This window comes from Pontibacter rugosus, from assembly GCF_042678745.1.
Taxonomy (GTDB): Bacteria; Bacteroidota; Bacteroidia; order Cytophagales; family Hymenobacteraceae; genus Pontibacter; species Pontibacter rugosus.
On record NZ_JBHTLD010000145.1, the window covers coordinates 1 to 13,065 of the forward strand.

Here is a 13,065-nt window from a genome sequence, read left to right on the forward strand (position 1 = left end):
CTAAAAAAGAGGCATTACGACAAGTGAAAAAAAGCTTAAAAAGGGGCTGGCAGAGCTATTAACCTGCTTGTAAGTATAAAAGAGAGTATAGGCAAGTGTGCGAGGCAATAGGTAGCCTCTACAGTATAACCTGTGCCGGAAGGTGCGTAGCAGGCACAAAAAAAGCCTTACATTTCTGTAAGGCTTTAGAAGTTATGAATATGGGTAAACGGCTAAACTAAGCTTGCTTAACGTTTACTGCATTTAATCCTTTTCTTCCTTCTTTTAGCTCAAATGTTACTTCGTCACCTTCTCTAACTTCGTCAACCAGACCTGAGATGTGTACGAAATACTCTGTGTTTGACCCGTCTTCTTTAATGAAACCAAATCCTTTAGAGTCATTGAAGAACTTAACAATTCCTTTGTTCATTCTAATTATTTTTAATTTGTTGTAAAGTTAGGAACAATATGCAGAAAGTCAACTTCAATTCATTTTTTTCAAGCACTTTATGCAAAGGCAACTTGCTGTGAATCGTGCTGAAAACCATAGCTGCTGCAAGTGAAATGAATTCAGGGGTACTACTTATAGCTGCCTAGTAGCCTTCCCTGTCAAAAGCGTGTACCCGTACATCTTTGGTGCGCTTGTCTTTGGTTTCAGGGCCAGCCTCTAACTCTGTTCCTCTTTTGGTATCGTATACCCAGGTTTTTTTGCCGCCTCGTTTTACGCTGGAAGTATCCTTGATTTCATCTTCACCACGGCCGCCTACAATCACCACTTTTATACCTCTTTTTACGTTGCCACTTATCTCGAATATGTCGTCTTCAGCTAAACCGTGTAGGGTTATTTGTTTCGTGTCAGCGTTTTTAATGATGCGGTGATACACAATCTTTTCATCAGATTCACGGCGTACGGTAACTTCAGTTTCTTCGTCATTTAGCCGCTTCACATCAAACAGGTCTTCTTCATCGGTTCCTACCACCAGTACCTCTTTTGCCATAATGCTATAGAACTCGGCGGCGGCCTCCCGCAGGCTGTTGCGGCGGCTTATTAATTTCCTTTTGGTTTTTTCTCCTACCAAGGCATACACAGAGTCTGGGTACTGCTGTACCGCCTGCGCTATTACCTGGTCGGTTATACTTTGCTGCAGCACAACGGCCAGAGAGTCATACTGCTCTTTGGTTACTGCTGCAAGTGCGCGGTTATCTATAAACTCAGAATTAACAGTCAGTGCTTTTACATCATTGAATTCATCATCAAAAGACTCAAATTTACGGATACCCCAGTTGCGGCTAAAAAGCCAGGGAATGATGCCATCCTGAAAACGATAAAAGGCGTTGTCGCGGTCTTTAGGAATGGGGCGATAGTAATGGTCTCCGTTTTTCTCGTACTCTGCCCATTCCCACTGGCCTTCATGGCGATCCCAGTCGTGCACTAGCAGGTCGAACAGTCTGGCTTTGGCAAAAGCTATTTGGTCTATAAAATGATCGTCTTCCTCAAAGCGGTGGCTTAGCATTTTGCCAGTTCCTACAATGTCCACGGCATTGCCCGGCATGGCGTGTGCTGTACGTTCATCATTAAACTTCTCCTCAATCATAAACACTTTATCGCTGAAGATGTCAGCATGTTCCCCGAAATCAGTGTCATTCGGCTTTACATACACCAGCTGTGGCGTAGAATGAGGAATATTGGCAGCCTCAGCCATTGGCGGAAGCACAAAGGCAGCGTAGGGGTTGATGGCTGAGATCTGATCGCGAAGTACGTTTAACACAAATGTTTTGCGCCACACCTTTGGCAGCACTTTTTCCGGGTCTTTATCAAGGGTGCGCAGGGCATAAGTAAATCCATCAGAGCCAACCAAATGTAGGCTTTTGGTCTGGAAACCTCCTCCAACTTTTTCAATAGTGAGGCCACCTTTGCTAGTGTCTAAATCAAAAACAGGTACGGTGACAGGTGCATCCCATAGCGGACGGTGGTGCTGCCCCCACACCAGGCGGTGCAGAAATCCGCGTTTATAGTGTGCGCCAGCTTTTACAGTAACACTGTCTATTGTTTCAGGTGATTTTTGCAGTTGCGCATATACTTCAGGGTCAACAACAGGTGTTTCAGCATAGAAATTTTTTCGGGCGCAGCCTGCTGTCGCAAGTAAGTATGGCAGTGCAAACGCAATTAGCCAAGGGCGTATCTTCATAGGTAAGTTTATGTTGAGGCAATAATTACATAACGTAAATTTTATATAATGTTTTCAGGTGAATGTAGCGTCGGAATTGGTTAACCACTATGATTGTAGAGGTAAGTGTAATACCTAATAGTAGGAAATCAGAGTAATAAAGGAGGTTAATATATTGATGCGTAAGGTTGTAGTTGCTGTGCATATTGGGGTATAAAGAAGCCGCTATAGCAAAGAACAAGTGTGCTACAAAGCATCTTCCGAAACAGGAAAAGTATACAACTGTTGTTTGTACAAATAGGCTAGTATTCAGGAGAAAATCATTCTACCTTTGCGCGCCTTTTTACTATACTATTTTGCAAAAGCTTCCTCTTTTATTGCTTTTTATACTTGTTGCTATGGCTAGCCAGGCGCAGACCCGCTTAGCTGGGCAAGTACTGGATGTTGCTACGGGCGAGGCCCTTCCGTTTGTAAGCATTTACATCAAGAACACTTCCATTGGCACATCTACTGATCTGGACGGTCGCTTTACTATAAAGCTGGCCACTACCCCGGATTCTATCACAGCTTCTTATGTAGGCTACATCCCTTTAACATTGCCGGTTAAGAAGGGGGTGGCTGTGCAGGAGCTTGTTTTTAAACTCGGCACTAATGCACAGCAGCTACAGGAGGTAGTGATACGCCCCGGCGAGAACCCAGCCTGGCCGATTATGCGGCAAGTAATAGAAAACAAGAACGCCAACGATAAGCGGAAGCTCACGGCCTACCAGTACGAGGCTTACACCAAGATGCAGTTTGATGTAGATAATGTAGGCCAGAAGAAAGGAAAAGGAGTGGTGGGCAAGGCTGTTAACTCACTGGTAAATCCGGAGCTCCTTATGGCTGACGAAGACGGGAAAAAGCTGCTGCCCTTTTTTATCTCCGAATCCATGTCTGACTTTTATTATAATCGTGAGCCCAAACGGAACAAAGAGATCATCAAAGCAACAAAAGTAACGGGTATTGGGCTTCAGGACGGTACACTGGTATCGCAGGTAATTGGCAGCAGCTACCAGGACTATAACTTTTACCAAAACTGGGTAAGCGTGCTGCAGAAGAACTTCATCAGCCCGATTGCCGACGGCTGGAAAGGCTATTACAGCTATGAGCTGGAAGACAGCACGTACATTGGCGACGATTGGTGCTATGAGCTCTCGTTTAAGCAGAAGCGCCCACAGGACCTTGCTTTTAACGGGCGGATGTGGATCACGGCAAAAAGATATGCGCTTCGTAAGCTGGATGTAACGGTAAGCAAGTCGGCCAACATCAACTTTGTGGAAAGCATTGCCCTGAAGCAGGAGTTGCTGCCAGTAGGGGAAAATGCCTGGATGCCCTCTAAAACAGATGTTAAGATCAAGATTGTGGGCCTGACGCCTAGACGCCCGGGGGTGCTGGCCAAAGTGCATACTTCCTATAAAGATGTGCTGGTGAACAGGCCACAGACTGCTGACTTTTTTGATAAGCCAGTGGAGCTGCTAAGTTCAGCTTCTAAAAAAACAGATGACTTCTGGCTGGAGAACAGGCACGACTCGCTATCTGTGGCCGATGAGCAGGTATATACCACCATCAACGCCATCAAAGAAACCCCTAAAGTGCAACGGTTTACAAACCTGGTGACGGTGCTAGGCACAGGCTATAAGAGCTTTGGTAAAGTAAGCTGGGGCCCATGGCCTTACACCTATGCCTACAACGATGTAGAAGGGCATCGGATCCAGGTGGGCGGTAAAACCAACATTAACTTTAGCGATAAACTGGAACTGCACGGGTATGTCGCTTACGGTACAGACGATGCCAAGCTGAAGTATAACGTAGGCGCTCGTTACATCCTGAGCCGCAAGCGTTGGAGTGAGATAGGCTTTGAACACCAGGAAGACTTGCAGCAGGTAGGGCTTATGTCTGATAAGCTGGAGTCTAGCCCCTTCTTTTTGGGGTTCTCCCGGTTTGGAGAGCTGCGCCGCCCGATTATGGTGCGCGAAACCAACCTTTACCTGCAGCGTGATGTGTTGCGCGGGGTAACGGAGCGGATTAACCTGCGTACCCGCCATTTTGACCCTACTTATGATTTTGCTTACTATACAAACGGACCAGAGCAGCCGGATGATATTGCTACCTCTTTTACAGCCACGGAGGTAAGCGTGCTAACCCGGTATGCCAAGAATGAGGTCTTCATAGAAAACGACAACGAGCGCATCAGCTTGGGGAGCGGCAGCTGGCCTGTGCTTAGCCTGAAGTATACCTTGGGCTTGAACAATGCTTTAGGCTCTACTGTAGAGTACCAACGGGTAGATGTGGGCGTTGAGCAGGAGTTTGTCATGGGCCGTTTGGGTAATACTTTATACAGAATTGAGGCAGGTAAAATATTCTCGCCGGTGCCGTACCCGCTGCTGGAGGTGCATACCGGTAACGAAAGCCCTTTCTACTACGATGCCACCTATAACCTGATGGACTACTTTGAGTTTGCCAGCGACACATACGCATCCCTGCACTACGAGCAGTACTTCGAAGGCTTGCTGTTTAACCGCCTGCCGCTGATCAAAAAGCTGAAGTGGCGTGTATTGGCCAGCTCCAATATCCTCTACGGTAACCTGAGCCAGAAAAACCTGAACCTAATGCCTGTTACTATACCATCAGGGGCTACCCAGGAAACGTTCAAAGCATTAGGCAACACGCCGTATGTAGAGGTAGGATATGGCATTGAGAATATCTTTAAAGTCCTGCGTGTAGATGCTTTCCACCGCCTGACTTACCTGGATGAAGGAGCCCGTAAGTTTGGGGTAAAAGTATCGGTGCAGTTTAAGCTGTAGGTTTACCTTTTAAGTATAGTATAAAAACAGCGGCCAGCTACATAGTGTAGCTGGCTCTCTTGCTTTAGCGTCTTATACTTTATAGCTCAAGTTGAGATTAATTTGTAGCGTTGAAGTTAACCCATCCCTAAGCCCACCGAGGAGGATATCTTGTAGGGAAAAACTCGCTACCTTCCCAAAATACTGCTTCATTTTTCAACTTGGAGCTTTTCATGAGGCAAGTTTTTAAATACGTAGCGGAAGTTTTTAGCTAGAAGTATCACGAAAGCTGAAAGCTTTCCCTATTTCAACCACAAGATGAAATCTTGCGGTAGTTTATTCTTCTATATAAGATTAGCCTCGGAGGGCTTAGGGGAGGGTAAACAGTATGGTGTGCTCATTCCGCTTTTAATAAAACGTAGCTTAAGTTTTATAAAAGGCTCCTTATGCAGGTATCTGCTCAGCTTTTAGTTTAACCGTCTCCTTCACTAACTTCCTCGTTTTACCAAACCAAATCAGAAACCCGGTTACGGGTAAGGAACTGCACACAAGGCTGGCGAGGAAGGCAAGGATCTTACCCGGTAAACCCAGTATGGCACCCACATGGATGTCGTAGTTCATGTAGAGTAGCTTTTCTCCGGCATTTCTGTCCTCGTGGTGCTGCGCGGTAAGCGGTTTGCCTGTGGCTCTTTCATACAGCAGGTTGTGGCTTTCGTAATATACATCGTCCTGCACCTTTACATAAGCCAGCACCAGCGAGTCTTGGGCTGCGCCAAACAAGCCTATGGTTGCGGCTTCGGGGTATAGGCTGCGCGATGATGCAAAGACTTCGTCCAGTGGGGTAGAAGCAGTTTGTACAACAGGCGCCTCTAATTTTACGGGAGGTGTTTCGGCTGTCTCACCACCGCTTGCGATAAAGTATACCAGAGCCAATACCCACCGGAAAGCCATCACCAGCCCTGTAAGGGCAACTACTGCACTAATCATGCTTATGTAAAAGCCGGGGACGTTGTGCAGGTCGTAGTTCAGGCGCTTAAACTTTGCTCCCCACTTAACGGTGAGGCGCTGCTTAAAGGCTTTTTTGCTCTTGCTGCCCGGCCACCACAGTACCAACCCGCTAATCAGCATTACCAGGAAGATAAGCGTACTTGCGCCCACAATAGGCTGGCCGACTTCGGTGCTGAGCCACAGGCTCCAGTGCAGGTACTTTACCAGCTCAAAAAACTCATACTTGCTGTCCATCACGCCTGCTACCTCTCCTGTGTAAGGGTTCAGGTAAGCAGTTTGAAAGTATACATGCTGGCCAAAGTAAGTCAGCGCCTCGTGGTCTTCTTTTAATGCCTCAAAGCTCCAGGTTTTAGCGGGATCTTTATGGGTGATAACAGCCGTGATGGGATGCTCGGGGCCCAGTGCTTCCTGCGCTTTTTCGTACAGCACACTCAGGGGTAGTGCCTGCTGTTGCGGCTGCGCTACGTACAGCACATCCTGGTGCACGGCATCAAAAATCTCTTCCTGAAAAGCATAAAGGCAGCCGGTTATACTTACAATAAACACCACAAGCCCGGAGCCAAGCCCGAGCCAGCGATGTAGGGTAAGTATAGTTTTGCGTGTATTAGCCATATAACTCGTTCTTTCTTAGCTGCTGTGCCTGCTAGGCCTTTACTGCGCGTGGCCTTTGTAAGTGCCTTGCCTGCTGCTGCGGTTCTGGCTTTGCTACTTTGCGGACGGCCTTTTTTCTGCGGCCCCACCAGATGAGGGTACCTGTTACCGGCATACTTGCTGCCAACAGGCTGGCAAAAAAAGCGATGATCTTCCCGATAATGCCGCCAATGGCCCCTACGTGTATATCATAGTTCATCCTCCTGATCTTGTCGGCGACAGAGGCATCAGCCAGCTTGCCGTACATGTGGGTTACCGGAAGCTCCTGCAGCGTGTGCTGGTCGAAGTAGCGGTAGTCTATCTTCCAGTAAGTGTCGGTGTCAGGGTTGGAGGCGATTTCTATACTTGTCTTTTTGTTTTCCGGGATGTGTACCTCCAGGCTACCTGTAAAGGCAGGGTTCTCTTTCCTGACTTTGTCCCAAAGCAGGTCGATGGCCGGGGTGGTAGCGAGAGGCACGGCCTTGGTGGTGTCCGATAGCGTTTCGTAATACTCGTTGATGGGCTTGCCTCCTGAGGTTGCCCAGTAAACTGATTTCGACACCCACTGAAAGCCCCACACCAAACCCGTAATCGCAATGAATATCACGACCCAACTCATGTAAAAGCCCAGCACATTGTGCAGGTCGTAGTTCTTGCGCCGCCACTTGACGCTCCACTTTATAGCGAAACGCTGCTTGGCGGCAGACTTGTTTTTAGGCCACCAAAGTATGATGCCTGTTATCAATAGCACAACGAAAACCAGGGTGGCACTGGCAAGTATAGGCTGCCCGATGTTAGGCGGCAGCCAGAGGTAATAGTGGCCCTCTATGATGATCCTGAAAAAGTCGTCCGCCATGTTCTTCACCTTTAGCACATCGCCGGTGTAAGGGTTCAGGTAAACCGTGTAGTAGTACTCCGGTTCAAAGTCATAGTATACTACCAGAGCAGCCTTACCCTTCTGGTAGGAAACGCTGTGTGTTTTCTTGCCCGGCAGTTGGCTATCGGCAATAGCCCGGAGCTCCGAAGGCGGCAGCAGTGCTTTGCCTGGCTGGTGCTCCACAAAACGATACTCCTGCGTGGCATCTTCTATCTCCCGCTGGAAAGAAAGTATACAACCTGTGATACCCAGAAACAGCACCAATAGCCCGGATGCAAATCCGAGCCAAAGGTGTACTTTACCAATCAATTTTTTTATACTCATATCTTAGAATCTGTATCCGATGGTAATACGGTAGCTGCGAGGAGCCTCTGTTTGCCAGTAGTAGCCGTCGTTGGTGCCGTCGTAATTAAAGTCGTAAGGAGCGCCGCTGTACAGGTAGTCATCCAGCAGGTTGTTCACGTTCAGGGCCAGGCGCACGTTTTTGATTTGATAGGAAAGGCCGCCGTCGAGTCTGAAGTAGTCAGGCAGTTCGCTGCCGCCATCGCCGCTGGCAAACCAAGGGTAGCGGTTTACCTGCCACTGGTATCCCAAGGATACGCCTAAGCCCTTAAGCGGAGTGACAGGTAGTTTGTAAGACAGCCAAGTGTTGGTGATGTGCTCGGCATAGCCCGGTACTTTATCGCCCGGCTTAAACTCTGTGGACTCTTCTGTTGCCTCGGAGTTAGTATAGGCGTAGTTAAAAGTCAGGTTCAGGCCGGGAGCAATCTCACCGCGCACGTCTACTTCTACACCTTTGCTCTGTGTTTCACCTAACTGCAGCGAGTAAGTGCCTGTTGGGTCAGTTGGGTCTCCTATCAGCTGGTTCTTTTTGGTGATCTGGTACACCGATAGTGTAGAGTTCCAGCGGCCGTTAAACCAATCTTTCTTCACACCAACCTCTAGGTTGTTACCTGTGATGGGATCGACCTGATCGCCGCTGGCCAATAAGCCTGTTTGAGGTATAAAAGCCTGATCGAAGAGCGCGTACACAGACAGGCTCTTGCTGATAGAGCCGCTGATGCCCACGCGTGGTGTAAACTTCTCGTTTTTGATGATGGTGGTGTACTGGTTTGTTTCCGCTTTGGTGTAGCGTCCGGCCAGGGTCAGGCGTAGTTTATCATCAAAGAACCCAAGCTCGTCCTGCAGGTAAAGCGCGCCATACTTCTGGCCAAGCGTACTTACAGTAGGTCTGTCTTCCAGCGCCACAGAGTGGTCCAGGGTTGGGATGGCAATGTTGCCGTAAACCGGGTTATACACATTAAACGGTGCTTCAGGGTCCAGCACAAAGTATTGGCTCCAGTCGGCCAGGTACTCCTTGTCGCCCAGGTCCAGGCCGCCTAATATTTTATGGGAAACGGCACCTGTTTTGAACTCACCGTTTACAAACAGCTGCCCAAACTTGCTTTTGTTCTGAGCATCCCAACCAGACAGGGTACGCTGCATGTTTCCTGAGGAATCTACACCATTGGTCCAAAGCGAGCTGCCTTCCTGGTTATAGAAAAAGTAGGCCGTTTGTGCAGTCAGCTTCCAGCTATCATTCAGTTGATGCTCAAAAGTAAGGTAAGCACTGTGATCGTTCATGTCTGAAGGCTCCAGGTTCGGATCGGCGATGGTGAAGCTACGCGGCAGGTCTTCAAACTCTCCGCCCGAGAAAGTATAGGCAGAGCCAATAGCCGACATGCGAGAGAATTGGTAAGTATACTCGGCGGTAAGGGAGGTTTTATCGCTGAATCTATACCTGAGCACCGGTGCAACAGCGTAACGGTCGTTGTACTCATGGTCTCTCCACGATTCATTGGTCTGGCCCATCAGGTTGAGGCGGTACAGCAGCTTGCCGTCTTTGGTTAGCTTGCCATCCAGGTCGGCGGTAGCGCGGTAGGTATCATAGCTGCCAAACGAAAGGCTAACTTCCTGTTTAGAAGTGCCTGTAGGCTTTTTGGTTACGATATTGTAGAAACCGGCAGGATCGCCATTAGCCAGCATAAATCCGGCAGGGCCTTTCACAAACTCAATGCGCTCCACAAAAGACATGTCTTCAGACAGCGGCCCCCAGTTTGACTCTATATTCATGCCGTTACGGAAAGGTGCTACCCTGGCGCCACGCATGTTCATGCGGGTATAGTTACCCCAGTGCTCCAGCATGGTTACGCCGCTCACGTTGCGGGTTACGCCCTCCAGCAGGGTAAACACCTGCTGGTCTTTCAGCACATCGTTGGTGATGATCTGTATGTTCTGCGGGGTTTCCAGCAGCGGCGTTTGCAGGCGCAGCGATTCAGATGGGAGAGAGGCTTTATACTTGTCGCGCTGGCTGGTGATCATGACCTCCTTTAGCCTTGAGGCACTCTCGCTTAGGGTAAAGTTTACGGTTATTGTTTTGCCTGCTTCAACAAGTATACTTTGCTCCTGTGGCTCCAGGCCCAGCATTTGCACACGCAACGTATAGCTGCCAGGCTTCACTTTGTTTATAAGGTAATCTCCCTGGGCATCTGTGGTGGTCCCGATTACGGTACCTTCCAGGCCAATAGAAACGCCAATGGCAGCCTTATGGTCAGTTGTGGCAATGTGCCCTTTTATTGCGCCATTCTGTGCCAGTGCAGCAGCGCAAGGCAGAAATAGGAGGAGTAATAACAAAAACGGGAACAAAATATCCCGGTAATGTAATGTAGATGTTGGCTTCATGCGGCTATTGTTTTTTTAGAATTACTCTATTTTGTTGAGCAAAAGTAGAAGCCTGAGAGGTGCCTGCCAAAGCTTGTTTAGACATATTCTAAACTATGGAGACCGAAAGCATGAAATTGGTTAGTAGTAGCTATTGCTGCCTCACTAGTAGTAGTTAGGGGCATCACCTTTAATAGGTATGAGTAAAGCAGATGTGAGTTAAACCTGATACGGCTGCCGTTGTATATGCTTGTATTTTACCAATTGCGGTTATACCTGCCAGAGTTAAAGCAAAGAACCGGTAAAGCAAAAAAGCCTGCCACTGTTTTTCAGTAGCAGGCTTATCATTACGCACAGGCATAAAAGCCGGTGTTTATTTATATAGAGGAATCAAGTTCTAACTCAACAGTGACTAAGGCAGCTGCTATTCCTGAAAATTGGTGGGGCAAAGTCTACGTTGACGCCACTAGCCACCAAGATCCTTTTAGGATGAAAAAAATGAAAAACTTGACCTACTGTCTATGCGGGTTACGGAATCCAGGGGATATCCTTGAAGTTTGGTTTTCGTTTCTCGAGGAACGCGTTTCTTCCTTCTTTGGCCTCCTCCGTCATATAAGCAAGGCGAGTGGCTTCTCCGGCAAATACCTGTTGGCCCACCATGCCATCGTCGGTAGCGTTAAAGGCAAACTTCAGCATTTTGATGGAGGTTGGGGACTTCTGCAGTATCTCCTGTGCCCACTCATAAGCTGTGTCTTCCAGCTCCTCATGCGGCACAACTGCGTTTACCATGCCCATGTCATAAGCTTCCTGCGCAGAGTAATTTCTACCCAGAAAGAATATTTCACGGGCACGCTTCTGGCCTACCATCTTAGCTAAGTAAGCTGAACCGTAGCCGCCATCAAAGCTCGTTACATCGGCATCGGTTTGCTTGAAAATAGCGTGTTCTTTGCTGGCTAATGTTAGATCACATACTACATGCAGGCTGTGGCCACCGCCTACGCACCAGCCCGGTACTACGGCTATTACCACCTTTGGCATAAAACGCATCAGGCGCTGCACTTCAAGTATATTCAGGCGTGGCATTCCTTCTTCATCCACATAGCCCTGGTGGCCGCGCGCATTCTGATCGCCGCCACTGCAGAAGGAGTAAATGCCATCTTTGGTAGAGGGGCCTTCGGCAGAAAGCAACACTACCCCAATAGAAGTGTCTTCGCGGGCATCCAGGAATGCCTCAAACAGTTCCGCCACCGTTTTCGGGCGAAACGCGTTACGCACATTCGGCCTGTTAAATGCAATACGGGCCACGCCGTCTGCTTTTTTATAGGTAATATCCTGGTATTCCTTTACGGTTTTCCAATTCGCTTTGCTCATATCAAATATTTTGCTGCAATTTAACTTTTTATACTTTGTGGCTCAACTGCTATTTGAGAGGAGCAGGAAAACGAGGCAGCTGCTAACATCTTTATACTTCTTAATACTGGCACCGCATGGAGTGGTGATCATCAAAGTAGGTTGAAAAACTGTAAACTAAAGTATACGCTCGTTTCTCTGTGTAGAAAAAAATACTCTTATTCTACTACTTCATACTTCAAATCAACTAAACCGCTTAAGGTAAAAGCACCCCAGGTCGATGTTCCTCCAGTGTCAAAATAATGATTCCCATCATTTCTATATGAAGCATACATATAGAAAGACTCAGTTACCTGTACATCATGTATAGTGTGAGGAAGTAGAATATGATCTGCATTACTTGCCCAGTTATCAGTAACATACTTGGCTTCATAATAGAATAAGGGATTTTTCGTATTATACACAAGAAGATACTTCTGGTTGGCTAGTAGTATAATTTCCTGATCGACTTTCTTAAACTGGAATTCATTCTCGTTGGTAATGTTGATTTGATCACTGTAAATGTAGTTCCCCGACACGAAATCGAATGGGACCCCGGAGCACAAGATTATCTCATATGATCCTTTTTCAGGTACTTTGCATCCAAGGGCGCTGATCTTTATATCTTTTGAAGGCACAATATAATAGCCTCTGTGAGTTATATAGTCTGATTGATAGCGAGAAACATAATAATCTTTTACTTGGGATACTTTTATACTGACGTTGTTACTTATAAAGCTTTCTAGAACACCAGGGGTAGAAGCGGGTTCCGGGTCGTCACTTTTGCACGATACGCCTATTAGGGCTGTAGTTATGTAGAGAAGCAAGTAGAGCGCTTTTTTCATAGCAGGAACAGCTTGATTTGTTTTGAAGGATAAATAGGTTTTATGGAAGCCTAGGGAAACTTTTGCGAACCATGCAGGAGCCACTGATAACAGATGCGTACTTGTACGGAAATCTAAAATTGTTGCTGTCTTTTCTTCTTATATAGCAATCTTATTTTGTGATGTTGACGTCTTTTGTAATTAAGTATATATCTCGGTTCTATCCTTTTCATTAAGCGGCCCTGGTATGCAATTAAGCACCCCTTTTACTTCTTTATGTATAGTTGGAACGTTGGCTTCTTTTAATTTCTTTGCCTCATACCGTCCAGTATCACTATTAGGCTATCCTTCGTAATCATAAGCCTATCAATAGTTAAACCGATTGTGTTGAAAGGTGCTGCATCTGTGAACTGGCTACGTTGTTGAATTGTCATTTTCTTAAGTAGCTCTATTTGTTCCTCGTTGTCACCCACCAATTTCAGAAATAAAGCTGCCCAATCCAGACGCCCTTCATGCTGGAACGTCAAAGAGTAGACATATCCAACAGAAACCAAAGAAGCTGTTAGTATTAAGATGAAAATGGGTTTTAGAATTTTTATGTTTTTCTATCCAACTATGTTCAGATTGTAAAAAAGGATAATACTTACGAGGTTGAAGCCAACGACTAG

Annotated in this window: 8 protein-coding genes; 1 reads left to right on the top strand and 7 read right to left on the bottom strand. The window is 47.1% G+C overall.

Going from position 1 to position 13,065, the window contains the following annotated elements; translation table 11 throughout:
* Window positions 1–217 precede the first annotated feature (217 nt).
* Together ACFQ2O_RS14770 and ACFQ2O_RS14775 are read right to left on the bottom strand one after the other, a co-directional pair.
* The gene (locus tag ACFQ2O_RS14770) at window positions 218–409 is read right to left on the bottom strand and encodes a cold-shock protein (protein ID WP_377529075.1); all 192 of its coding nucleotides are present in this window, start codon (window positions 407–409) and stop codon (window positions 218–220) included.
* Between the two features lie 163 nt (window positions 410–572).
* Window positions 573–2,168 carry a hypothetical protein gene (locus tag ACFQ2O_RS14775; protein ID WP_377529077.1) on the bottom strand — a complete coding sequence of 532 codons (1,596 nt, stop codon included), beginning with the start codon at window positions 2,166–2,168 and terminating at the stop codon, window positions 573–575.
* 335 nt (window positions 2,169–2,503) lie between these two features.
* Between ACFQ2O_RS14775 and ACFQ2O_RS14780 the strand changes: the two genes are divergently transcribed.
* Complete coding sequence (locus ACFQ2O_RS14780; protein WP_377529081.1) at window positions 2,504–4,990, top strand: DUF5686 and carboxypeptidase-like regulatory domain-containing protein; 2,487 nt, start codon at window positions 2,504–2,506, stop codon at window positions 4,988–4,990.
* 423 nt (window positions 4,991–5,413) lie between these two features.
* On the opposite strand, the gene ACFQ2O_RS14785 is transcribed toward ACFQ2O_RS14780, so the two are convergent.
* From ACFQ2O_RS14785 to ACFQ2O_RS14805, 5 genes are all read right to left on the bottom strand, one after another.
* A complete protein-coding gene (locus ACFQ2O_RS14785; protein ID WP_377529083.1) occupies window positions 5,414–6,589 on the bottom strand; it encodes a PepSY-associated TM helix domain-containing protein in 1,176 nt (391 codons plus the stop codon).
* Between the two features lie 31 nt (window positions 6,590–6,620).
* Window positions 6,621–7,808 (bottom strand): PepSY-associated TM helix domain-containing protein, encoded by a 1,188-nt coding sequence (locus ACFQ2O_RS14790; RefSeq protein ID WP_377529086.1) that lies wholly within the window; start codon window positions 7,806–7,808, stop codon window positions 6,621–6,623.
* A 3-nt stretch (window positions 7,809–7,811) separates the two neighbouring features.
* Complete coding sequence (locus tag ACFQ2O_RS14795) at window positions 7,812–10,205, bottom strand: TonB-dependent siderophore receptor (protein ID WP_377529090.1); 2,394 nt, start codon at window positions 10,203–10,205, stop codon at window positions 7,812–7,814.
* A gap of 507 nt (window positions 10,206–10,712) precedes the next feature.
* On the bottom strand, window positions 10,713–11,564 hold the full coding sequence (locus ACFQ2O_RS14800; RefSeq protein WP_377529096.1) for a 1,4-dihydroxy-2-naphthoyl-CoA synthase: 852 nt from the start codon (window positions 11,562–11,564) through the stop codon (window positions 10,713–10,715).
* Window positions 11,565–11,752: 188 nt separating this feature from the next.
* Complete coding sequence (locus ACFQ2O_RS14805) at window positions 11,753–12,418, bottom strand: hypothetical protein (protein ID WP_377529093.1); 666 nt, start codon at window positions 12,416–12,418, stop codon at window positions 11,753–11,755.
* Between the last annotated feature and the right edge of the window lie 647 nt (window positions 12,419–13,065).

Excerpts from the sequence above, each read along its gene's own strand:
- ACFQ2O_RS14775 (WP_377529077.1), bottom strand. The coding sequence starts at position 2,168 with ATGAAGATACGCCCTTGGCTAATTGCGTTTGCACTGCCATACTTACTT.
- ACFQ2O_RS14805 (WP_377529093.1), bottom strand. The coding sequence starts at position 12,418 with ATGAAAAAAGCGCTCTACTTGCTTCTCTACATAACTACAGCCCTAATA.
- ACFQ2O_RS14770 (WP_377529075.1), bottom strand. The coding sequence starts at position 409 with ATGAACAAAGGAATTGTTAAGTTCTTCAATGACTCTAAAGGATTTGGT.
- ACFQ2O_RS14790 (WP_377529086.1), bottom strand. The coding sequence starts at position 7,808 with ATGAGTATAAAAAAATTGATTGGTAAAGTACACCTTTGGCTCGGATTT.
- ACFQ2O_RS14795 (WP_377529090.1), bottom strand. The coding sequence starts at position 10,205 with ATGAAGCCAACATCTACATTACATTACCGGGATATTTTGTTCCCGTTT.
- ACFQ2O_RS14785 (WP_377529083.1), bottom strand. The coding sequence starts at position 6,589 with ATGGCTAATACACGCAAAACTATACTTACCCTACATCGCTGGCTCGGG.